The sequence below is a fragment of the Pseudomonas sichuanensis genome (assembly GCF_024749065.1).
Taxonomy (GTDB): domain Bacteria; phylum Pseudomonadota; class Gammaproteobacteria; order Pseudomonadales; family Pseudomonadaceae; genus Aquipseudomonas; species Aquipseudomonas sichuanensis.
Genome location: NZ_CP087185.1, coordinates 180,694 through 201,290, shown reverse-complemented (window position 1 = coordinate 201,290; position 20,597 = coordinate 180,694). Strand labels below are relative to the sequence as shown.

The 20,597-nt window shown below is 65.0% G+C and carries 22 protein-coding genes; 8 read left to right on the top strand and 14 right to left on the bottom strand.

Annotated elements, in window-relative coordinates:
- Positions 1-151 precede the first annotated feature (151 nt).
- Both LOY51_RS00925 and LOY51_RS00920 read right to left on the bottom strand, forming a co-directional pair.
- Positions 152-739 carry a mechanosensitive ion channel family protein gene (locus LOY51_RS00925; protein ID WP_258644070.1) on the bottom strand — a complete coding sequence of 196 codons (588 nt, stop codon included), beginning with the start codon at positions 737-739 and terminating at the stop codon, positions 152-154.
- Positions 739-2,649, bottom strand: a complete 1,911-nt coding sequence (locus LOY51_RS00920; RefSeq protein WP_125857058.1) for an ATP-binding cassette domain-containing protein — start codon at positions 2,647-2,649, stop codon at positions 739-741. Before LOY51_RS00920 ends, LOY51_RS00925 begins: the two co-directional genes overlap by 1 nt.
- A gap of 50 nt (positions 2,650-2,699) precedes the next feature.
- Here LOY51_RS00920 and LOY51_RS00915 point away from each other — a divergent pair, with 50 nt between their 5' ends.
- A complete protein-coding gene (locus LOY51_RS00915) occupies positions 2,700-3,179 on the top strand; it encodes a TIGR02444 family protein (RefSeq protein ID WP_125857057.1) in 480 nt (159 codons plus the stop codon).
- Here LOY51_RS00915 and LOY51_RS00910 read toward each other — a convergent pair.
- Positions 3,155-4,180, bottom strand: coding sequence for an AlgP family protein (locus LOY51_RS00910; protein ID WP_125857056.1), 1,026 nt, complete (start codon positions 4,178-4,180; stop codon positions 3,155-3,157). The two genes, LOY51_RS00915 and LOY51_RS00910, sit on opposite strands and share 25 nt — an antisense overlap.
- Positions 4,181-4,404: 224 nt before the next feature.
- On the opposite strand from LOY51_RS00910, the gene LOY51_RS00905 reads away from it, so the two are divergent.
- A complete protein-coding gene (locus tag LOY51_RS00905) occupies positions 4,405-5,064 on the top strand; it encodes an FKBP-type peptidyl-prolyl cis-trans isomerase (RefSeq protein WP_125462136.1) in 660 nt (219 codons plus the stop codon).
- Position 5,065: 1 nt separating this feature from the next.
- On the opposite strand, the gene rsd is transcribed toward LOY51_RS00905, so the two are convergent.
- The 7 genes from rsd to LOY51_RS00870 form a co-directional block, all read right to left on the bottom strand.
- Entirely contained in the window at positions 5,066-5,536 is a 471-nt protein-coding gene (gene rsd, locus LOY51_RS00900; protein WP_110995736.1) for a sigma D regulator, read from the bottom strand.
- Positions 5,537-5,767: 231 nt separating this feature from the next.
- The gene (locus LOY51_RS00895) at positions 5,768-6,274 is read right to left on the bottom strand and encodes a disulfide bond formation protein B (RefSeq protein WP_125857055.1); all 507 of its coding nucleotides are present in this window, start codon (positions 6,272-6,274) and stop codon (positions 5,768-5,770) included.
- Between the two features lie 220 nt (positions 6,275-6,494).
- A complete protein-coding gene (locus LOY51_RS00890) occupies positions 6,495-7,733 on the bottom strand; it encodes a heme biosynthesis HemY N-terminal domain-containing protein (RefSeq protein ID WP_125462134.1) in 1,239 nt (412 codons plus the stop codon).
- Positions 7,730-8,827 carry a uroporphyrinogen-III C-methyltransferase gene (locus LOY51_RS00885; RefSeq protein WP_125857054.1) on the bottom strand — a complete coding sequence of 366 codons (1,098 nt, stop codon included), beginning with the start codon at positions 8,825-8,827 and terminating at the stop codon, positions 7,730-7,732. Before LOY51_RS00885 ends, LOY51_RS00890 begins: the two co-directional genes overlap by 4 nt.
- 44 nt (positions 8,828-8,871) lie before the next feature.
- Entirely contained in the window at positions 8,872-9,639 is a 768-nt protein-coding gene (locus LOY51_RS00880; protein WP_258644057.1) for a uroporphyrinogen-III synthase, read from the bottom strand.
- Positions 9,636-10,577 (bottom strand): hydroxymethylbilane synthase, encoded by a 942-nt coding sequence (gene hemC / locus LOY51_RS00875; RefSeq protein WP_258644055.1) that lies wholly within the window; start codon positions 10,575-10,577, stop codon positions 9,636-9,638. The genes LOY51_RS00880 and hemC overlap by 4 nt, the downstream gene beginning before the upstream one ends.
- 167 nt (positions 10,578-10,744) lie before the next feature.
- Positions 10,745-11,491, bottom strand: a complete 747-nt coding sequence (locus LOY51_RS00870; protein ID WP_125462130.1) for a LytR/AlgR family response regulator transcription factor — start codon at positions 11,489-11,491, stop codon at positions 10,745-10,747.
- Between the two features lie 298 nt (positions 11,492-11,789).
- On the opposite strand from LOY51_RS00870, the gene argH reads away from it, so the two are divergent.
- Positions 11,790-13,184, top strand: coding sequence for an argininosuccinate lyase (argH, locus tag LOY51_RS00865; protein ID WP_110995743.1), 1,395 nt, complete (start codon positions 11,790-11,792; stop codon positions 13,182-13,184).
- A gap of 112 nt (positions 13,185-13,296) precedes the next feature.
- Here argH and LOY51_RS00860 read toward each other — a convergent pair whose 3' ends face one another.
- Positions 13,297-13,959 (bottom strand): glutathione S-transferase, encoded by a 663-nt coding sequence (locus LOY51_RS00860; RefSeq protein WP_258644049.1) that lies wholly within the window; start codon positions 13,957-13,959, stop codon positions 13,297-13,299.
- A 145-nt stretch (positions 13,960-14,104) separates the two neighbouring features.
- Between LOY51_RS00860 and LOY51_RS00855 the strand changes: the two genes are divergently transcribed.
- From LOY51_RS00855 to LOY51_RS00845, 3 genes are all read left to right on the top strand, one after another.
- Complete coding sequence (locus LOY51_RS00855; protein ID WP_046853681.1) at positions 14,105-14,407, top strand: hypothetical protein; 303 nt, start codon at positions 14,105-14,107, stop codon at positions 14,405-14,407.
- Between the two features lie 51 nt (positions 14,408-14,458).
- Positions 14,459-14,704, top strand: coding sequence for a TIGR02647 family protein (locus tag LOY51_RS00850; RefSeq protein ID WP_125462128.1), 246 nt, complete (start codon positions 14,459-14,461; stop codon positions 14,702-14,704).
- Between the two features lie 160 nt (positions 14,705-14,864).
- Positions 14,865-17,726, top strand: coding sequence for a class I adenylate cyclase (locus tag LOY51_RS00845; RefSeq protein ID WP_125857049.1), 2,862 nt, complete (start codon positions 14,865-14,867; stop codon positions 17,724-17,726).
- 15 nt (positions 17,727-17,741) lie between these two features.
- On the opposite strand, the gene rnk is transcribed toward LOY51_RS00845, so the two are convergent.
- The 3 genes from rnk to cyaY form a co-directional block, all read right to left on the bottom strand.
- Positions 17,742-18,152, bottom strand: coding sequence for a nucleoside diphosphate kinase regulator (rnk, locus tag LOY51_RS00840; RefSeq protein ID WP_125462126.1), 411 nt, complete (start codon positions 18,150-18,152; stop codon positions 17,742-17,744).
- A 155-nt stretch (positions 18,153-18,307) separates the two neighbouring features.
- The gene (locus tag LOY51_RS00835) at positions 18,308-18,526 is read right to left on the bottom strand and encodes a DUF1289 domain-containing protein (protein WP_125462125.1); all 219 of its coding nucleotides are present in this window, start codon (positions 18,524-18,526) and stop codon (positions 18,308-18,310) included.
- A 1-nt stretch (position 18,527) separates the two neighbouring features.
- Positions 18,528-18,860 carry an iron donor protein CyaY gene (gene cyaY / locus LOY51_RS00830; protein ID WP_125462124.1) on the bottom strand — a complete coding sequence of 111 codons (333 nt, stop codon included), beginning with the start codon at positions 18,858-18,860 and terminating at the stop codon, positions 18,528-18,530.
- Between the two features lie 273 nt (positions 18,861-19,133).
- Between cyaY and lptM the strand changes: the two genes are divergently transcribed.
- Positions 19,134-19,337, top strand: coding sequence for an LPS translocon maturation chaperone LptM (gene lptM / locus LOY51_RS00825; protein WP_125462123.1), 204 nt, complete (start codon positions 19,134-19,136; stop codon positions 19,335-19,337).
- Positions 19,338-19,346: 9 nt separating this feature from the next.
- Positions 19,347-20,594, top strand: coding sequence for a diaminopimelate decarboxylase (gene lysA, locus LOY51_RS00820; RefSeq protein WP_125462122.1), 1,248 nt, complete (start codon positions 19,347-19,349; stop codon positions 20,592-20,594).
- The last annotated feature ends 3 nt before the right edge of the window (positions 20,595-20,597 follow it).

Here is a 20,597-nt window from a genome sequence, read left to right as displayed (position 1 = left end):
GGCGAAAAAATAACCAGTGGTTTTTGCAGTGCCTGTGCCGGCCTCTTCGCGGGTAAACCCGCTCCCACAGGATATGCGCTGTACCTGTGGGAGCGGCGGTTCGGCGCCCCGATTTACCCGCGAAGGCGGCCGAACAGGCATCAACAACGCCTCAGTCAGCTTCGACGACAGAATCCTTGGCCACAGTCGCAACCTCGGCGCCACGCCAACGCCGCACGGCCTTCTGGAAGAACTGGCTATTCGGCACCTGCACCAGCGCCCCGCCCGCCTCGGGGGTTTCCATCAGCGTGGTGTAGAGCAGGTTGATGGCGATCACCCGGCCCTTCACCCCTGGCTTGTCGGTGGTGTCGACCAGCTCGACCACATCGCCGATGCGAAATGGCCCGACGGTGAAGATCAGCACCGCGCACAGCAGGTTGGAAAGCACGCTCCAGATGGCGAAGAAGGCCACCGCCGCCACTGCAACAAAGCCCGACAAGGCCGTCCACAGCACCGTGGCGGACACGCCCATGCGCTCCAGCACGAACAGCAAGCCGCTGCCCATGATCAACCAGCGCAGGGCACCGCGCACCGGCACCATCAGCTCGTGCGGCAAGGGGTAGCGTTCGCCCAGGCTCTTCAGCCCACGGGCGACCATGCGTTGCAGGACGAACGCAACGATCAGGATCAGCAGGATCTGCAACCCCAACCAGAACGTGTCCATCCATTGCCCTGGCAGCAAGGAACGCAGCTCCTCCATCAGGACAGCGCCTCGAGCTCGGACTGCATGCTTTCCAGGGTTTCCAGCGCCTCCATCCAGGCCTCTTCCAGCTCGCCTTCGCGTTGCTTGAGCTTGGTCTGGCGGGCCAGCAGGTCGCGCAGCTCATCCTTGCGCGCGGCCTCGTACAGCCCGCTGTCGCTCAGCGCGGCCTCGATTTCTGCCAGCTGTGCATGCACCTGGTTGAGCTCGGTTTCGAGTTTGTCGGCGGCTTTCTTGTGCGGCGCCAACTGCTGACGCAGGGCGGCAGCGGCCTGGCGTTGAGCCTTCTTGTCAGTCTTGTCCGGATTGACCGGCGCAGTACTGACGGGCGCGTTGCGCTGGCGGTACTCGACCAGCCAACGGCTGTAGTCGTCGAGGTCGCCGTCGAAGGTGTCGACCTTGCCGTCGGCCACCAGCAGGAAGTCGTCGGTGGTGCTCTTGAGCAGGTGACGGTCGTGGGAGACCACCACCACGGCACCTTCGAACTCCTGCAGGGCCATGGTCAGGGCCAGGCGCATTTCGAGGTCGAGGTGGTTGGTGGGTTCATCGAGCAGCAGTAGGTTGGGCCGTTCCCAGGCAATCAGCGCCAGGGCCAGGCGGGCCTTCTCGCCACCAGAGAAGTTGACCACCGGCTCGTCGACACGGTTGCCGTGGAAGTCGAAACCACCGAGGAAGTCGCGCAGCGTCTGCTCACGCTCAGTTGGCGCGATGCGCTGCAGGTGCAGCAGCGGGCTGGCCTTGTCGTCCAGCGAGTCGAGCTGGTGCTGGGCGAAGTAGCCGACGGCGAGGTTCTCGCCGCGCACCAGGCGACCGGCCAACGGCTGCAGCTCACCGGCGAGGTTCTTGATCAGCGTCGACTTGCCCGCGCCGTTGGGGCCAAGCAGGCCGATGCGCGCGCCTGGCACCAGCTGCAACTTGACCTTCTCGAGGATGGCCTTGTCGCCATAGCCCAGGCGGGCTTCGGACAGGTCGAGCAACGGGCTGGAAATTTTCTCCGACTCGCGGAAGACGAAGTCGAACGGCGAATCGACATGCGCCGCCGTCAGCTCTTCCATGCGCTCCAGGGCCTTGATCCGGCTCTGCGCCTGGCGGGCCTTGGTGGCCTGGGCCTTGAAGCGGGCAATGTATTTTTCCATGTGCGCGCGCTGCGCCTGCTGCTTCTCGTAGGCCTGCTGCTGTTGCGCCAGGCGTTCGGCGCGGGTGCGCTCGAAGGCGCTGTAGCCGCCCTTGTAGAGATTGAGCTTGCGCTGCTCGACGTGCAGCACATGGTCGACCACGGCGTCGAGGAAGTCGCGGTCGTGGGAGATCAGCAGCAGCGTGCCCGGGTAGCCTTTGAGCCAGTCTTCCAGCCACAGGATGGCATCGAGGTCGAGGTGGTTGGTCGGTTCGTCGAGCAGCAGCAGGTCGGACGGGCACATCAGTGCCTGGGCCAGGTTCAGGCGCATCCGCCAGCCACCGGAGAAGTCACCGACGCGGCGGTCCATCTGCTCGTTGGTGAAACCAAGGCCGGCCAGCAGCTTGCGCGCACGGGCGTCGGCCGTGTAGCCGTCGGCGCTGTCCAGCTCACTGTGCAGGCGTGCCAGCGCGGTACCGTCGTGCGCCTGCTCGGCAGCCGCCAGCTCGGCCTGGACCTTGCGCAGGCGCACGTCGCCATCGAGCACATAGTCCACGGCGATGCGCTCGAGGGTATCGACTTCCTGGCGCATGTGGGCGATGCGCCAGTCGCCCGGCAGCAGGCAGTCGCCGCCATCGGGCGACAGCTCACCGCGCAGCAAGGCGAACAGGCTGGATTTACCGGCGCCGTTGGCGCCGATCAGGCCGGCCTTGTGACCGGTGTGCAGGGTCATCTCGGCGCCTTCTAGCAGGCGCTGCGGACCACGCTGTAAAGTGAGGTTGGATAGTCTGATCATGATGGTCGCGGAGTCTACCAGCTTCGTTGACCACTAGCGCGAGTGAAACCATGCACACCGACCTGTGGAATCATGCCCTGGCGCTATATGCGCGGCCGGGCGTCGAAGCCGCCTGCCTGACCCTGCAGGAGCTGGGCGGCGATGTTTGCCTGCTGCTCTGCGGTACCTGGCTGCAGGCGCAGTCTGTGGCCGTTGACGAAACACGCATCCAGGCGCTGCAGGCCGTGGCCGGCCCCTGGCAGCGGGAGGTGGTCATGCCGCTGCGGGCACTGCGCCGACAATGGCGCGAACACGCACTGGCCGACCCGCAACTGGCCGTGCTGCGCGAACACGTGAAGGCGCTGGAGTTACAGGCTGAACGCACACTGCTGGAGCGTTTGGCGCTAGTGGCGCAGGCGTGGCCTGCTGTAGCTGGCGACAGCGAAGGATGGTTGAGCCGGCTTGCACCGGCCCAGGCCCATGACCACGACGCGCTGCAACAGCTGCGCGTCGCGGCCCGGGAGCTTCAGGAGGCCGTGGACGGCGACTGAGCCGGGGTGCTGGCGGGTGCTGCTGGTGTAGCCGGGCTGGCCGCTGCGGCAGGTGCTGCGTTGCCGGCAGGCACCGCTGGCTTGCTGGCGACAGGTTTGGCGGCAGCGGGTTTGGCCGGGGCTTTGGCGGCGGCAGGCTTGGCTGGCGCTTTGGCGGCAGCGGGCTTGGCGGCCGGTTTGGCTGGTGCCTTGGCTACGGCTGGCTTGGCCGGGGCTTTGGCGGCAGCAGGTTTCGCGGCCGGCTTGGCGGCGGCAACTTTGGCCGGGGCCTTGGCAGCAGCAGGTTTGGCGGCTGGCTTGGCGGCGGCAGCTTTAACCGGGGCTTTGGCAGCAGCAGGTTTGGCGGCTGGCTTGGCGGCGGCAGCTTTGACCGGGGCCTTGGCAGCAGCAGGTTTGGCGGCTGGCTTGGCGGCGGCTTTGGCCGGGGCTTTTGCTGCTGCAGGCTTGGCGGCTGGCTTGGCAGCAGCAGCTTTAGCCGGGGCTTTGGCAGCAGCAGGTTTGGCGGCTGGCTTGGCAGCGACGGCTTTGGCCGGGGCTTTTGCTGCTGCAGGCTTGGCGGCTGGCTTGGCGGCTGGCTTGGCAGCAGCTTTTGGTGCCGCCGCGCGCAGGTCGAGTGCCTTGGCCGCCGCTTCGCGCACCTTGCCGACACCCTGGGCCAGTTTCAGGCTTTCCTGGGCATCACGCTTGAGTTGCTGAATATAAGTACGGGTCTGGGCCTGGCGATCCTTGAGCGATTCGAGCAGCCCTTCAAGTTCACCAGCGGCTTTCTGTGCCTTGCCTTGTGCCTTGGCTTTGCCGGCCTTGGCAGCGTCCTGCAACTTCAGACGGGCACCGTGCAGTTTTTCCTGAGCCTTGCCACGTTGTTTTTCCAACTTGGCCAACAGTTTCTCGGCATCCGCCAGCGCTTGAGAGCAGGCATCTTCCAGATGTTCGAGCAGGCTGCCCGAAAGTTGCTGAAGCAGGTGCAATGGCGTACTGACTGGCTTCTTTTTAGCCGACATGATTTACCTCCTGGCTGACGAGAGTGCGGCTCATACTATGCTTCTGCTGCTACTGCCGCTAGGGCATGTTGACAGTATCAGTAGCGCCGCGTTGCATGCCTGGGCAAAGTTGTTGTCTTGCAGCAAAAAACAAGTGTAGTTGGTCATTATTGTATTGCGGACATTTGCACATATTCCGCCAACAAGGCTGGCATACTTCGCCCTCACTGCAGCAGGACTCGACCATGCCACGTTATCTGATGCTCGGCTTGTGCCTGGCGGCCCCGCTTGCGCTGGCCGCCCCCGAAAGTAATACCGACAACGACCTGGCCTACAGCATCGGCGCCAGCCTGGGCGAACGGCTGCGCCAGGAAGTGCCGGGCCTGCAACTCGATGCGCTGGTCGAAGGCTTGCGCCAGGCTTATCAGGGCGAACCACCACGGGTGGCCAAGTCACGCATGCAGGCGCTTCTGCAACAGCACGATGAACAGGCCAGCGCGGCTGCAGAGCAGGCCCGGGTGGACACGCTGCTGGCAGCAGAAAAGCGCTTCATGGCCGCGGAACGTGCGCGTGCGGGTGTACACGAATTGCCCGAGGGCATCCTCTACAGCGAGCTGGCCAGCGGCGCCGGCGCGCAACCCAAAGCCAGCGGCAGCGTGCAGGTGCGGTATGTGGGCAAGCTGCCGGATGGCACAGTGTTCGACCAGAGCGAGAAACCGCAGTGGTTCAAGCTCGGCTCGGTCATCGAGGGCTGGCAGGTGGCACTGCCAAAAATGAAGGCGGGGTCGAAATGGCGGCTGGTGATCCCTTCGGCGCAAGCCTATGGCGCCGAAGGTGCGGGCGACCTGATCGCGCCCTACACCCCCCTGGTGTTCGAGATCGAACTGCTGGCCGTGGCCGACTGAATCAGGCCTGCACCGCGTCCTCGGCCTTGTGCGCGTTGTGCAGCACTTCGATCAGGCAGTCTTCCAGCTCGAAACGCTCGTGCAACAGGCTGCCCAGCTTGCCGAGCTTCTCGGCGAAGCGCTCGGGGTCGGTGCATTCGCCCTTGTCGCAATGGTCATTGAAAGCCAGGGCAATCTGGGTACTTTCATCGATGCGGGGGTTGATCTGCGTGGCAAGCTCCAGGCCGCGGGTGTCGCCAAAGGCCTTGGCTTCACTGACCAGTTGCTCGCTGACTTCGAAGTGCCAGGCTGACACGTAGTCGACCAGCACCCCGCAGAAATCACGGTTCTGGTCCTTGTCGGCAAAGGCCGGCTTGGCATCGCGCAATGCGCGGAAGGCTTGCACCAATTCCTGGCGTTCCTCCAGCCAACGATCGATCAGCTTGTGAACACCGCCCCAGCGTTCCTGGGCGTTCTGGCAACTATCGAGCATGGCGATCTCTTCCCTTCTGGGTAGATGCCGCTGCACCTCGCGACACAAGTGCGTGGCACAAAGGTGACATCAGCAGGACGGCATCGGGCAGTTGTGATTTCGGTATCCGTGCTGGGAGATTATTCCCGTGCGACTTGGCCTTCAAGGTACGCAGCACACAAAGTTCATACAAGCGTTTAATACCCTTCCTACACACCGTTGGTCGAGCAACACCTTGTGCATTGCGTTGGATCAACCCGCCGCGCCCTGGCGCAGCCGAAACGCCAGCAGCCAAGACAGCGGCAGTGCGGCCAACAACAGGAATGCCAGCAGGCTCCACTCCGGCAAGGTCAGGTCGAGGAAGCTCCAACTGATGGATACGCAATCCGGGCTACCGAGCAACAGCAACCTGGCGATTTCGCCAATTGGCCGCTGCATCAGATGCGTGATCGGCAGTTGGCAATCCACCACCGGCAGCGGCTCGCCTTGCAACCAGACTTGCCGCCCGGCCAGCAGCGCGCCGCCAAGCGCGCACAGCAGCGTCAGCCACGCATAACCGCGCAGGCCACGTACCCCCGGCAAATGGATGACTGCCACCAGGCTGATCAGCGCGTACAGCCCGAGCATCAGGCGCTGGCTGAAGCACAGGGCGCAGGGTACCAGGCCAACGACGGACTCCAGGCGAAACGACGCCACGAGCACGGCAAACGAGGCCAGGAAAGCGGGAAGGAACAAGCTGCGCAAGCAGGCCAGCGACATGGGCTATGGATGTCCGCAAGAGGAAAAAGTGACTTGAAACGGTAGAGGAAAGGGGCGCTTTGTATCAAGGCGCTACAGCAGAGACAAGTCGCTGATTGGCAACGAATCAATGCTGTGGAAGGTAGGAATAATCCGGCGGCTGACGGGGAAAAATCGCTTGGTCACATGAAGATGTGAACCACTTGCCAAGCCCGCACCAGCGTACGGGCTTGGCAAGTGGTCAGGCCTGAACGCCTTCGGGCAGCGGCAGGGCCAGCAGGCGCTCATCGAGCAGCCCCAAACCCTCCTGGAACAGCTGGTTGCTGCGCTCGGTCTCGCCCAGCCCGGCCAGCAGCCGCGCCAGTTCGGCGCAGGTTTCCGGGTTGCGCTGCAGCCGCAGGCTGCTTTCCAGGTAATCGCGGGCCTTGCCCCACAAGCGGTTTTGCAAGCTCAGGCGGCCGAGGGTCAGCAGCAGGCTAGGGTCCTGCGAATGGTCTTTCAACCAGCCCTCGGCAGCCTGCAGCTGACGCGCCGGGTCATCGCCGCGCACCAAGCCATAAAGGCGCGCCAGGTGGCTTTCGTAATTGCGCTTGAGCGCGCCGAGCAACACCTGCTCGGCCTCACCCTGGGCACCCAGCTGGCGCAGCTGCTCGGCGTAGGCCAGCACCAGCCCTGGCTCCTGGCGCTGCGCCGCAGTGAGCTGCTGCCAGGCACGCTCCAGCGCCTGGCGCGCGGTCTGTGGGTCGGTACCACGGGTCACCGCCAGGCCAAGGTTCTGGCCCCAGGCGCGCCGCTCAAGCTCGGCCAGCTCGTTGGCCGGCAGCACCTTGTGCTTGCGCAGGTCGGGCAGCAGACGGATCAGCGCCGGCCAATCATCGCGCTCCAGGTGCAGGCGCTGCAGCAGGCGCAGCACCTGGGCGTTGTTCGGATGACGCTCCTGCATGGCCTGCAGCGCTTCAAGCGCACCTTCGCTTTCACCACGGTCCATCTGCAACTGGGCATGGGTGAGGGCAATGGCCAGTTCGGCCTGGGGCTGACGCTCCAGTGCTCGCTCGAGCAGGTTGTCGCGGTCTTCGACCCGGCCCTGCTCGTTGGCGGCGCGGGCGGCGCCAAGGTAGTAAAGCAGGGGTTGCCGTTCGGATTCGGCGGCGCGCTGCAGGTGGCGCTGGGCGCTGCTCCAGCGACCTTCGGCCAGGTCCAGCTGGCCTTGCTCGATGGCGATCCGGGTACGACGGCCACGGTTACGCCGCGACCAGGGGTTGACCACGCCACTGGAGGTCAGCACCAGCCCCACCAGGTAGCGCAGCACCAGCAGCAACACAACGATGCCGACCAGCGCCCCCAGTGCCGCCCACAGCCCCGACTGATAGCGGAAGCCGCCGTAGGCGATCAGCACGTAGCCGCTGTGCTTGGCGATGGCAATGCCCAGCGCCGCGGCGACGACGATCGCCAGCACCGCCAGCAGGTAGACGCGCTTCATGGCTTGGCCCCTTCAGCTTCGGCCGGCAGGTGGCGACGCTGGATGTAGGCCTGCACGGCGGCCAGGCTTTCGCTGAGGTCTGGGGTCACCACCGACACCGGTTGCTCGGCCAGCTGGTTGAGGCTGTCGAGCATGGCTTTGCTTTGCGGGTTGTCCGGGTTGAAGTTGGCCAGCAGCACGCTGCGCGCATCGTCCAGCGCCTGGTTGTAGACCTTGGCCTCGCCGTTGAGTGCAGCCCACTGGGCCTGCTCGATGGTCAGGCTGAGCGCCAGGCGCAGTTGGTTGAGCGACTGACCGGAGAGCAGCGGGCGCACGTTGTCGTCGGCGTTGAACTCGATCTGGAAGTACTTGGAGAGCTCCGCCCACCACTGCGACCAGCGGCTGGGGCCGTCACCGTCGGCGGTGAGCGCGCCCATGGCATCGGCCTGGCTGTCGAATTCCGGCGACTGGGCACTGAGCTGCTGCACCTGTTCACGCTGGGCGGCGAGCTTGAGGAACAGCCCGGTGCGGTCTGGCTGCTGGGTGCTGTTGAGCGTGGCCAGGCTGCGCGCCAGTTGCTCGCGGGCGGCGAAAGCCCCTGGATCGCTCTGCTCGCGAAGGATCTCGTCGGCACCCTCGACCAGCGCCTTGGCGCTGGCGATGTCCTGCAGTGCCGAAAGGCGCAGCGTGGCCAGGCGCAGCAAGTGTTCGGCCTCGGCCAGGCGCCATTCCTTGCGGCTTTCGCCGAGAGCGGTTTCCAGGCGCTGGCTCAACCGCTGCTGGTCGCCCTGCAGTTGCGCCACCAGCCGCCGGCGGTCCTCCAGCTCGCTGGCTGCGGGCAGGCTGGCCAGTTGTGCGGTGAGCTGCTGCTCGCGTTGCTGCAACGCATCGGCGCGCTGGTTGAGCGCCTGAAGATGCTCGCCCTGGCCCTGTTCGCTGCCTTGCAGCTGGCGCACCTGCCAGGCACCCCAGCCGCCGATCGCGACCCCGGCGGCGCCCAGCAGCAGGGCCAGCACCGCCACGCCGCTGCCAGAGCGTCGAGCAGGTGCGGTAGTGATTTCCGGCGCCTCGGGCACCGATTTCTGTTCAGTGTGGGGCAAGACCGTTTCGCTCACGTATCCATCCTTTGCATGGCGGCGCATCGCTCAAGCTTAGCGCCTTAAGGGGCAGGTACAGCAGTTTGCTGCACGGCTGCCAGCAAGGCCGCGGCACTGGCGCCACGGCAATCCACAATCTGTCGGGCGCCCAACGCGCGGGCCTGTTCAGCGACCCGCGGGCTGGGCACGAACAAGGGCAGGCGTGAAAGCCGTGGCCAGTCCGTTCCCGCTATCTGTTGCAAGTGTTCAAGACCCTGCCCACTGCTGACCACCAGGCCATTGAGGCGTTCCCCATCGACCCGACGCGCCAGCGTGCCCGCCGGATAGTGCGGCAGGCAGCGGCGATACAGTTCCAGATAATCGACACTAGCACCTTGCTCTGCAAGACGCTCGGCCAGCAGTTCGCGACCTCCCACGCCACGCACGATCAGGACACGGGGCACAGGCCGCGTGATGGCCTCGCGCAGGGCCGGCAGGGCGAGCAGGGCCTCGCTGTCATCACCGGTCGCCGGGAAGCTTACTCGCAACCCGCGGCCCTGGAGGATCCGCGCCGTCGCCTCGCCCACCGTGAACCAGCCCTCGGGCGGTGGCGCGATGCCGGCCTGGTCGAGCTGCTCGAGCAGCAGGCGCGCAGCCGGCTTGCTCACCACGATGATCGCCTGCGCCTGGGCGATGCCGCGCAGGCGATGCAGCTGCGCCGGGTCCGGCGCGATCGCTTCAATCGCCAGCAAAGGCAGGCTGGCACTGGCAATGCCCGCCTCGGCCAATGACTGCGCCAGTGCCGCACAGTCCTCTTCAGGGCGGGTCAGCAGCAGGCGCCAGGGGCTCACGGGTGGCCGGCCTCGCCGTAGACTTCCTTGAGGATCGCCTCGGCGCCCTGGCCGAGCAGGTCCTCGGCAACCTGCACGCCCAGCGCCTCGGCATTGGCGCGCGGAGCGCGGGCATCGGCCACCAGCAGGGTGCCGCCGGATGGCTGGCCGACCAGGCCACGCAGCCACAACTGCTCGCCCTCGAGCACCGCGTAGCAGGCAATGGGCACCTGGCAACCACCGTTCAGGCGTTTGTTCAGGGCACGCTCGGCAACCACCCGGTCGGCGGTATCGACATGGTGCAGCGGCGCCAGCAGCGCATGGATCTCGCTGTCGGCGCTGCGGCATTCGATGCCCACCGCGCCCTGGCCACCGGCCGGCAGGCTGTCGTCGACGCTGATGGTGTCGGTGATGCGGTCCTCGAAGCCCAGGCGGATCAGCCCGGCGGCGGCGAGGATGATGGCGTCGTACTCGCCGGCGTCGAGCTTGGCCAGGCGGGTGTTGACGTTGCCGCGCAGGAAACGGATCTGAAGGTCGGGGCGGCGCGCCAGCAATTGGGCCTGGCGACGCAGGCTGGAGGTGCCGACGATGCTGCCGGCCGGCAGTGCGTCGAGGCTTTGGAAGGTATTGGAAACGAAGGCATCGCGCGGGTCTTCACGCTCGCAGATGCAATACAGGCCCAGGCCTACGGGGAAGTCCATGGGCACGTCCTTCATCGAATGCACGGCGATGTCGGCTTCGTTGTCGAGCAGGGCGGTTTCCAGTTCCTTGACGAACAGGCCCTTGCCGCCGATCTTCGCCAGCGGCGCGTCGAGCAGCTTGTCGCCGCGGCTGACCATCGGCACCAGGGTGACCAAGAGGCCAGGATGGGCCTGTTCCAGGCGGGCTTTTACATACTCGGCCTGCCACAGGGCCAAGGCACTTTTACGGGTGGCAATACGGATTTCGCGAGTGGACATGAAACGCCCCGAGCCAGAGAAATACCGCTGATGATAACAGCTCCTCCTGCTGTGCCCGCAGATTCAGATCATCAATCCGTGCTGGTTCTTTCGCGGGTAAACCCGCTCCCACAGGGTTGATCGCAGGCCTGTGGGAGCGGGTTTACCCGCGAAAGTACGGGAAGCTCTCAGTGCAACGACTGCATCATCTTGCGCACACCGGCCACATGGCGCCGGCTGACGGTCAGCGCGTCACCGTCCAGGCCTTTGAGATAGAGCTGGAAATGCCCCAGCGGCGTACGTTGCAGGCGCTCGATGCGCTCGCGGGCGACCAGGGCGTTGCGGTGGATACGTACGAAGCGCTCGCCAAACTCGTCCTCCAGCGCCTTGAGTGGTTCATCGAGCAGGACTTCACCGGCCTCGTGGCGCAGGGTGACGTACTTGTGATCAGCGATGAAATAGATGACCTGCGGCAGGGGGATCAGCTCGATGCCTTTGCGCGTGCGGGCACTGATGTGGCTGCGTGGGCCGCCGGTTTCACCGGCAGGCCGAGTCAACGCCGCCAGCTGGGCGCGATTGGGTTTTTCGGCGCGGCGCAGCGCGTCGCGCAGGGCCTGGGGCTGGATCGGCTTGTCGACATGGCTGAGGGTGCTTTCCTTGAAAGCCTGGCTGCCGTATTCATCATCGCCGGTGCAGAACACCACGGCAGGCGGCGCCTCGCGCTCGCACAGCCGCGCGGCGACCTGCAGGCCATCGAGGCCCGGCATGCCGATATCGAGCAACACCACGTCGGGCTTGAGGCTCTCGATCAATGCCAGGGCCTCCTCGCCGTTGGTGGCGCTGGGCTCCATCACGGTGTAGCCCTCCAGCTCGCCGAGCAACCGGCTCAGGCGTTCACGGGCTTGGGGTTCGTCATCAACGATCAGGACATTCATAATTGCGCTGGATTCCTGAGTGAGTCTCGCACGGGTATAGCGTAGACAGGTGTGGGGTGACTGGTAAGCGGTCACGCTACAGACCGGTGCGAAGGCCAAAGATTCACTGGCCTGGCAGATTCACCGCCAGTCCTTTGTCCAACTGTAGACGGTCCGTGGAACACTGCCGTTCAATCGTTGAATCTGCCATGCGCCCTCTATATCAGACGATTCTCTCGACCAGCGCCCCTGCGGTGGCGGGCGCAACCCTGCTATGATCGCGGCACTTTTTTCGTTCACGCCTTCAACGAGTGAATCCATGAGCACCGACAAGACCAATCAGTCCTGGGGCGGCCGCTTCAGTGAGCCCGTCGACGCCTTCGTCGCCCGTTTCACCGCCTCGGTCGATTTCGACAAGCGCCTGTACCGCCACGACATCATGGGTTCGATCGCCCACGCCACCATGCTGGCGCAGGTCGGCGTGCTCAGCGATGCCGAGCGCGACACCATCATCGATGGCCTGAAGACCATCCAGGGCGAGATCGAGGCTGGCAGTTTCGACTGGCGCGTCGACCTGGAAGACGTGCACATGAACATCGAAGCACGCCTGACCGACCGCATCGGCATCACCGGCAAGAAGCTGCACACCGGCCGCAGCCGCAACGACCAGGTGGCCACCGACATCCGCCTGTGGCTGCGCGACGAGATCGACCTGATCCTGGCCGAGATCACCCGCCTGCAGCAGGGCCTGCTGGAGCAGGCCGAGCGCGAAGCCGAGACCATCATGCCCGGCTTCACCCACCTGCAGACCGCCCAGCCGGTGACCTTCGGCCACCATCTGCTGGCCTGGTTCGAAATGCTCAGCCGTGACTACGAGCGCCTGGTCGATTGCCGCAAGCGCGCCAACCGCATGCCCCTGGGCAGCGCCGCACTGGCCGGCACCACCTACCCGATCGACCGTGAGCTGACCTGCAAGCTGCTGGGCTTCGAAGCCGTGGCCGGCAACTCGCTGGATGGCGTTTCGGACCGTGACTTCGCCATCGAATTCTGCGCTGCCGCCAGCATCGCGATGATGCACTTGTCGCGCTTCTCCGAAGAGCTGGTGCTGTGGACCAGCGCCCAGTTCCAGTTCATCGACCTGCCCGATCGCTTCTGCACCGGCAGCTCGATCATGCCGCAGAAGAAGAACCCGGACGTACCCGAGCTGGTGCGTGGCAAGAGCGGCCGTGTGTTCGGCGCCCTGACCGGCCTGCTGACCCTGATGAAAGGCCAGCCTTTGGCCTACAACAAGGACAACCAGGAAGACAAAGAGCCGCTGTTCGACGCCGCCGACACCCTGCGCGACTCGCTGCGTGCCTTTGCCGACATGATCCCGGCGATCAAGCCCAAGCACGCGATCATGCGTGAAGCGGCCCTTCGCGGTTTCTCCACCGCCACTGACCTGGCCGACTACCTGGTGCGCCGTGGCCTGCCGTTCCGTGATTGCCACGAGATCGTTGGCCATGCGGTCAAGTATGGCGTGGACACCGGCAAGGACCTGGCCGAGATGAGCCTGGACGAGCTGCGCCAGTTCAGCGACCAGATCGAGCAGGATGTGTTTGCCGTACTGACGCTGGAAGGCTCGGTCAATGCCCGTAACCACATCGGCGGTACCGCGCCGGCGCAGGTGCGTGCGGCCGTGGTGCGCGGCAAAGAGCTGCTGGCTTCGCGTTAAGCGATCAGCCGTAGGACCAATCGCGGGGCAAGTCGCATCGGCGCACCGCCGCTCCCACGCAGCCCGTGCAAGGCTGCGTGGGAGCGGGCTTGCCCCGCGATCGTTTCAGGCCTTAGCGCTTGCCGCTCTTGACCATTTCCATAAACGCCGGCATCGCCGCGTCCTTGTCCGCCACGATCCGCGCCATATGCGGGTTCTCGCGCAGCTTGTCGAGCAGCGCCCTCGCTTGCGGGAAGTCTTCCAGGAAGTCGATGTTCAGCACCTTCTTGCCCACCAGGCAGGCCAGGTCCACCGAGAAGCAGAACATCAGGTCGGCGATGGTCAGTTGCTCACCCGCCACATACGGCGCGAACTTGCCATTGCGCTTGAGGGTGGCAAAGCCTGCCAGCAGGTCGGCCCGCGCCCGCTCCTTGATCAGCGGCTCCACCGCCGCGCCGAAGAACGCCTCGGCATAGCAGGTACGGGCTGGCAGCTCGATATACAGCTCGATTTCCCTGAGCAGCTCGCGGACCTTGGCCTGGCCGAAGGCATCGGCGGGCAGCAGCGCCTTGCCGGGCTGGGTCTGCTCGATGTAGTCGAGGATCACGCCGGTCTCGCTGAGAAAACCATGCTCGGTCTCCAGCACCGGCACCTTGCCGCGCGGGCTCACCGCCAGGGCCTGGGGCGCCTGGCCGCCGAAGAACAGCACCTCTTCGAACGGCAAGCCTTTCTCCAGCAGCGCCAGCTTGACCATGTTGTAGTAGTTGCTGACCGCGAATCCATGAAGCTTGAGCATTGAGACAGCCTCCAGGCCGTGTGGGGATGGCCGGGCTGTTATAGCGCCCTTCCCCAACCATGGCCAGCGTCATGGGCGCGGTCGATGGCCGGGCATTGCCGAAGCAGGCATGGCAAACTGTGCACCTCACCACAGGAGCACCGCCATGAGCGAACCCCAAGACATCGACAGCAATGATGAAGAAGACTTCGCCGAGGCCACACTGACCCAGGCCATCGAAAACCAGATCGAAAGCGGCGAACCGCCCGCGGCCAAGGCCACGTTCAACAAGCTGACCCTGGTCGGCTACGAGCGTGAAGACATCCTCAACCTCATGGCCCACGTGCTGGCCATCGAGATCGACGCCATGCTCGACGAGGACCGCCCGTTCGACACCGAGTGGTACGAAACCGCCCTACGCGCCCTGCCGGAGCTGCCACCTGAGGCGGATCAAGGCGACATCGAGTAACCCTGACTACACTCCTGACTTCATCCTTGTCTGGAAGTCAGGAGTCGCCCTATGTCCTTCACCCCCGAACTGATCGCCGAACTGGAAGTGCTCGCCCTGTTCAACCTGGACAATCACCAGGAAGGCATCAAGGTAGGCAGCACCGCTTCCCCCGCCCTTATCGCCGCAGCCCAGCGCCTGTACGACAAAGAGCTCACCGACCAGCCTGATGGTGGCTACCTCACCAGCCTGGGCAACGATGCCGCCGAAAGCGTCCGGTTGCTCCTGAACATCCTCAAGACACCACAGCCGGCCTGATTTCGCCGAGCCCGCTGCCACGTCTGGTGGGAGCGGGCTTGCCCCACGATGCGCCGCAAACCGGCGCTGTAAATCTGACGCCAAAAAGCCAGCAACCCCTTATCCGACCGCACCACTCAGGCTAAACTCGCCACTGCTCCGCAGCCCGCCTGAGTGCGCAATGAACCACCCTCACGAAATTCGCCCCGATATCGCCCAAGGCATCGACCGCAAGGAGCTGTCGCGGCTGCGCGCGCGCTTTCTGAAGGTCAGCCAGGGGCGTCTGGGGCGCGCCATGGAGGGTCTGTCGACGCGCCAGCAACAGGTGATCACGCTGTTGCCGCTGTTCTTCCACGTCAACCACCCTCTGTTGCCAGGCTATGTCTCGAGTACTACACCCGCAGGTGTCTCGGGTTTCGAGCCAGACGCCGAATTGCTGGCCGAAGCCCAGCGCCTGACCCGCTCGTTCACCTACAAGGCCCGCCACGGCAACCCACCGCAACCGATCCACGGGCTGTTCCTGATGGGCAGCCTGGGCACCCTGGCCCAGGCCGAGCAAAGCGATATGGACGTGTGGGTGTGCCACGCCCCGGACCTGAGCGAACAGGCCCTGGGCGAACTGCGCCGCAAATGCCAGCTGCTCGAAGCCTGGGCGGCCAGCCAGGGGGCCGAGGTGCACTGCTTCCTCATCGATGCGCAGGGCTTCGTCCAGGGCGCGCGCGACAGCCAGCTCAGCTCGGACGACTGCGGCACCACCCAGCACTACCTGTTGCTCGACGAGTTCTACCGCACCGCCATCTGGCTGGCCGGGCGCACCCCGCTGTGGTGGCTGGTGCCGGTCTACCAGGAGCACAATTACCGCGACTACACCCAGACCTTGCTGTCCAAGCGCTTCATTCGGGCCCGTGACGACATCGACCTGGGCCACCTGGCGCACATTCCCCAGGAGGAATACGTTGGCGCCGGGCTGTGGCAGCTGTTCAAGGGCATCGACTCGCCCTACAAGTCACTGCTCAAGCTGCTGCTCACCGAGGTCTACGCCAGCGAACACCCACAGGTGCGCTGCCTGAGCCTGGACTTCAAGCAGGCGGTGTTCGCCAACCACCTGGAGCTGGACGCGCTCGACCCCTACGTGATGGTCTATCGGCGCATCGAAAGTTACCTGCTGCAACGCGGCGAAACCGCCCGCCTGGAACGGGTGCGGCGCAGCCTTTACCTGAAAGTGAACAAGAAGCTCAGCAACCTCGCCTCGCGCAGCGGTGGCTGGCAACGCCGCTTGCTGGCGAAGCTGGCCGAGGAGTGGGGCTGGGACGAGCGCCAACTGGCCCTGCTCGACAGCCGCAGCCAATGGAAGGTGCGCCAGGTGGCCGTCGAGCGCCGTGAGCTGGTGGCCGAACTGAACCACAGCTACCGCTTCCTCAGCGAGTTTGCCCGCAACCAACAGGCCGACAGCCGCGCCGACCCGCGCGAACTCAACGTGCTCGGCCGGCGCCTGTACGCCGCCTTCGAGCGCCGCGCCGGGAAGATCGAGGTGATCAATCCGGGCATCGCCCCGGACCTGGCCGAAGACACCCTGACCCTGGTGCAGTCGGCCAACCGCAAGGAGCCCGGCACGCATCACTGGGGGCTGTACAACGGCAACCTGGGAGTGCACGAATGGGAGCACTTCAGCCCGATCAAGCGCTGCCGCGAACTGCTCGAACTGCTCACCTGGGCCCACCGCAACGGGGTGATCGACGGCAGCACGCGGATCGCCTTGCACCCGGGTGTCAGCGATCTCAATGATTTCGAGCTGTTCAACCTGATCGGCAGCCTGCAGCAGAGCATCGTGCTGCCGCTGGAGACGGTCAGTGAAGCCCGCCTGCTGCAACCGAGCGTGGCCGACGAAATCCTTTTGCTGGTCAACGTCGCTGTCGACCCGCTGCGCCATCACCGCGACCTGAACATCCTGATGACCACCGAGCGCACCGACTCGCTCAGTTACGCCGGGGTGCGCGAAAACCTGGTGCTGACCCTCGACCAGATCACCCTCAACAGCTGGAACGAGGTGCTGGTGCAGCGCTATGACGGCGAGCATGCCCTGATGCGTTGCCTGCGCGACCACCTCAACAGCCTTGGCCGGCGCAACCACCGCCCGCGGGTGCGGGTGCGCTGCTACTGCCACAACCGCGCCCAGGCCATCAGCCAGCGGGTAGAGGAGATCTTCGCGACCGCGCAACGGCTGCTCGATCAAGGCCTCAACCACCGTTACCTGCTGCAGGTGGCCCAGCACACCCATGTACTGGAGCTGCTGCCGGGGCAGGTCACCCTGGCCACCCTCGACGACCAGGATGCCGTGCTGGCGGCACTGGGCGAGGTCCGCAGCGCCTACAGCCCACTGCATCTGGATGCCAACGCCCTGCAGGACCACGACCTGCCGCTGGTCCTCGAGCAAGGCCGGCCAGGCTGTATCCAGGTGTTCTACCGCCTGCTCGATGGTTGGGCCGACCTGTATGTACTGGATGAGCACAACGTCTTGTGGCAGCAGCGCGTGGTGCTGCAGGACGAGCAACACCTGTTGCTGCCACTGCATCGTTTTCTGCGGTCGATGGTGATGCGCCGCGATGCCCAACTGCCACTGGAGAGCCTGCAGCAAGCGTCGCTGGAGATCGCCTATTGCCAGTTGCTGCCTTCAGGCTTGGGCAAGGCTCGCAGCCTGGAGCCACGCCAGGCGCCGCTGGACGGCCGCAGCCAGCCTTACTACGAGGTCCAGGCGATTGTGCAGGGCGGTGCGGGCGGCGCCGTGCACGTCACGCTCTATTGCGATCAGCAGGAATTTTCCGAGCTGGAACACGGCGACCAGCTGTATGCCGTGGCCGCCCGGCAGATCCTGCGCCAGCGCCACAGCGCCGGCAGCTACCGCTGCTATATCACCGACCTGGACCTGTCCGATCTGCTGGGCGACGACCCAGGCTCGACGAGCCTGTGCCTGCGCTACAAGCGCGAGCTTGAGCAGGCCTTGAACGATGGCCTGGAGCAACTGCAGGCGGCGCTGGAGCCCTGAGGCCCAAGGGCCGCGTCAGAGGTCGAAGTCACCCGCTGCTTCCGGCTGGTACTCCACGGCCAGCAGTTCGAGCTTGAGGGTCTTGCCACCGGGGGCCGGCCAGTCGATCTGGTCACCCACCGACAGCCCCAGCAACGCACAACCGATCGGCGCCAGGATGGAGACATTGCCCTCGGGGCCGGCATCCTTCGGATAAACCAGGGTCAGGTGATAGTCCTTGCCGCTGGCGATCTCACGGCAGTGCACGCGCGAATTCATGGTCACCACGCCAGCCGGCACCTCTTCGTGACCGACCACCTGCTCGGCGCGGTCCAGCTCGTCCTGCAGGGCGAGCACACCCGGGGTGCTTTCATCGAGGCTGTCGATCAGGCGCTCGAGACGCTGTACGTCCAATCGGGTGAGGGTGAGGGAAGGTTTGGTGCTCATGATCCAGTCAGACTCCTTTGAACAGGCAATTTGCTTGAGGCAGATAAAGCAAAACCCCGCCCAAGGGCGGGGTTTGTGAATGCTGTGGCGTCACCGACGCAAGACCCGACACTACCACAGCAGGGCAAATACTCAAGCCCGCAGCATCAATGGGGTTATGCCTGGGCCCGCGCTTTCAGGGCCAGGGCCTCGCGGCAGATCTGCCGGCGCCGGTCGTCGTCGGCCGCACGCCACTCGCGGATATGCTCGACATGGCGATGACAGCCGGTGCAGACCTTGTGTTCATCGAGGCGGCACACGCTGATGCAGGGTGACGGCACGGCTGGGCTGACATTGCTGTACAGCGGCTTGGGGGGCCGAGGCTGGTCGCTCATGTCAGATTTCGTCGAAGTCCAGCTTCTCGCCGGCACGCTCCCAGACGATGCGCTCGAGCATCTCGCCGAGCAGCTCCTCGCTTTTCTCGCACACCCACTTGCCGCTCTCTTCGTCGTAGTCGAAGTGGAAACCGCCGGACTTGTCCGCCAGCCACAATTGGCGCAGTGGCTCCTGGCGGCTGAAGATCAGCTGGCTGCCGTTGTCGAATTTGATGGTCAGGACACCGGCGGAGTTTTCCATGTCCAGATCCAGGCCGCTCTCGTCGAACAGGTCTTCCAGGGCCTGTTGGGTCGCGTCGACCAGGTCGTGGAAACGCGCTTCGCTCAAACTCATGTGCATGGACCTCGAATAATGGCTGCGTTGCAAGCAAGGCGGGGAAGATACGGGCGCCAGCAGTTGAATGCAAAGACTAGCGGATGCCTGGGCGGGCCCCGTCACGGGCAAACCCGCTCCCACAACGCTCCTGTGGAGCGGGTTTACCCGTGACGGGGCTGGCACTGACAGCCCAAGAATAACGCCGCCCGGCGGGCCGGCCCTTGCATAGGCAATCGGGTGGTCGCTCGGTATACTCGGGCGCAATACTGCTTATTTCAAAGGATTTCACCAATGAAGCGCCTGATTTCCTCCCTCGCGGCGCTGGTCGCGGTTGCCTGCCTCGTTTCGGCCTGCGGTCAGAAGGGCCCCCTGTACCTGCCGGAAGACGGCAAGGACGGCAAAGGCCCGAGCAAGTCGCACCAGCAGCACAAGCACGCCCAGCCGGCCGAACAGCAAGACGAGCTGGAGCAGCCCGAGCAGTCTCCCGCGCAGTAAGGAAATCCCATGGATGCATTCAACTACCGTGGCGGCGAGCTGTTCGCGGAAGGGGTGGGCCTGTCAGCCATCGCCGAGCGTTTCGGCACCCCCACCTACGTGTATTCGCGCGCCCACATCGAGGCCCAGTACCGTAGCTATACCGATGCCCTGCAGGGTGTCGAGCACCTGGTCTGCTTCGCGGTCAAAGCCAACTCCAACCTCGCCGTGCTGAACCTGCTGGCCCGGATGGGTTCGGGTTTCGACATCGTCTCCGGCGGTGAGCTGGAGCGCGTACTGGCAGCCGGCGGGCGTGCCGATCGCGTGGTGTTCTCCGGTGTCGGCAAGACCCGCGAAGACATGCGTCGTGCCCTGGAAGTCGGCGTGCACTGCTTCAACGTCGAATCCACCGACGAACTCGAGCGCCTGCAAGTGGTAGCCGCCGAGCTGGGCAAGGTGGCCCCGGTGTCGCTGCGGGTGAACCCGGATGTCGATGCCGGCACCCACCCGTACATCTCCACCGGCCTCAAAGAGAACAAGTTCGGTATCGCCATCGCCGATGCCGAAGCCATCTACGTGCGCGCCGCGCAGCTGCCAAACCTGGAAGTGGTCGGCGTCGACTGCCACATCGGTTCGCAGCTGACCACCGTCGAGCCGTTCCTCGATGCGCTGGACCGCCTGTTGGTGCTGGTCGATCGCCTCGCCGAATGCGGCATCCACCTGCGCCACCTGGACCTGGGCGGCGGTGTCGGCGTGCGTTACCGCGATGAGCAGCCGCCATTGGTAGCCGACTACATCAAGGCCATCCGCGAGCGTGTCGGCGACCGTGACCTGGCCCTGGTGTTCGAACCGGGCCGCTACATCGTGGCCAACGCCGGCGTGCTGCTGACCCGCGTGGAATACCTCAAGCACACCGAGCACAAGGATTTCGCCATCATCGATGCGGCAATGAACGACCTGATCCGCCCGGCCTTGTACCAGGCCTGGATGGGTGTCAGCGCAGTCAAACCCCGTGAAGGTGAAGGCCGCGCCTACGACCTGGTCGGGCCGATCTGCGAGACCGGTGACTTCCTGGGCAAGGACCGTGTGCTGAACCTGGCCGAAGGCGATCTGCTGGCCGTGCAGTCCGCCGGCGCCTATGGTTTCGTCATGAGCTCGAACTACAACACCCGTGGCCGCTGCGCCGAAGTACTGGTCGATGGTGACCAGGCCTTCGAGGTGCGTCGCCGCGAAACCATCGCTGAACTGTTCGCCGGCGAAAGCCTGCTGCCGGAGTGAACC

Bases quoted from the DNA above. Each gene is read 5' to 3' on its own strand.
- LOY51_RS00905 (WP_125462136.1), top strand. From the start codon at position 4,405: ATGCCACGTTATCTGATGCTCGGCTTGTGCCTGGCGGCCCCGCTTGCG.
- LOY51_RS00855 (WP_046853681.1), top strand. From the start codon at position 14,105: ATGAGCGAACCCCAAGACATCGACAGCAATGATGAAGAAGACTTCGCC.
- LOY51_RS00895 (WP_125857055.1), bottom strand. From the start codon at position 6,274: ATGTCGCTGGCCTGCTTGCGCAGCTTGTTCCTTCCCGCTTTCCTGGCC.
- LOY51_RS00835 (WP_125462125.1), bottom strand. From the start codon at position 18,526: ATGAGCGACCAGCCTCGGCCCCCCAAGCCGCTGTACAGCAATGTCAGC.
- lysA (WP_125462122.1), top strand. From the start codon at position 19,347: ATGGATGCATTCAACTACCGTGGCGGCGAGCTGTTCGCGGAAGGGGTG.
- LOY51_RS00890 (WP_125462134.1), bottom strand. From the start codon at position 7,733: ATGAAGCGCGTCTACCTGCTGGCGGTGCTGGCGATCGTCGTCGCCGCG.
- LOY51_RS00910 (WP_125857056.1), bottom strand. From the start codon at position 4,180: ATGTCGGCTAAAAAGAAGCCAGTCAGTACGCCATTGCACCTGCTTCAG.
- LOY51_RS00925 (WP_258644070.1), bottom strand. From the start codon at position 739: ATGGAGGAGCTGCGTTCCTTGCTGCCAGGGCAATGGATGGACACGTTC.
- rnk (WP_125462126.1), bottom strand. From the start codon at position 18,152: ATGAGCACCAAACCTTCCCTCACCCTCACCCGATTGGACGTACAGCGT.
- rsd (WP_110995736.1), bottom strand. From the start codon at position 5,536: ATGCTCGATAGTTGCCAGAACGCCCAGGAACGCTGGGGCGGTGTTCAC.
- lptM (WP_125462123.1), top strand. From the start codon at position 19,134: ATGAAGCGCCTGATTTCCTCCCTCGCGGCGCTGGTCGCGGTTGCCTGC.
- hemC (WP_258644055.1), bottom strand. From the start codon at position 10,577: ATGTCCACTCGCGAAATCCGTATTGCCACCCGTAAAAGTGCCTTGGCC.
- LOY51_RS00870 (WP_125462130.1), bottom strand. From the start codon at position 11,491: ATGAATGTCCTGATCGTTGATGACGAACCCCAAGCCCGTGAACGCCTG.
- cyaY (WP_125462124.1), bottom strand. From the start codon at position 18,860: ATGAGTTTGAGCGAAGCGCGTTTCCACGACCTGGTCGACGCGACCCAA.
- LOY51_RS00920 (WP_125857058.1), bottom strand. From the start codon at position 2,649: ATGATCAGACTATCCAACCTCACTTTACAGCGTGGTCCGCAGCGCCTG.
- LOY51_RS00850 (WP_125462128.1), top strand. From the start codon at position 14,459: ATGTCCTTCACCCCCGAACTGATCGCCGAACTGGAAGTGCTCGCCCTG.
- LOY51_RS00915 (WP_125857057.1), top strand. From the start codon at position 2,700: ATGCACACCGACCTGTGGAATCATGCCCTGGCGCTATATGCGCGGCCG.
- LOY51_RS00845 (WP_125857049.1), top strand. From the start codon at position 14,865: ATGAACCACCCTCACGAAATTCGCCCCGATATCGCCCAAGGCATCGAC.
- argH (WP_110995743.1), top strand. From the start codon at position 11,790: ATGAGCACCGACAAGACCAATCAGTCCTGGGGCGGCCGCTTCAGTGAG.
- LOY51_RS00860 (WP_258644049.1), bottom strand. From the start codon at position 13,959: ATGCTCAAGCTTCATGGATTCGCGGTCAGCAACTACTACAACATGGTC.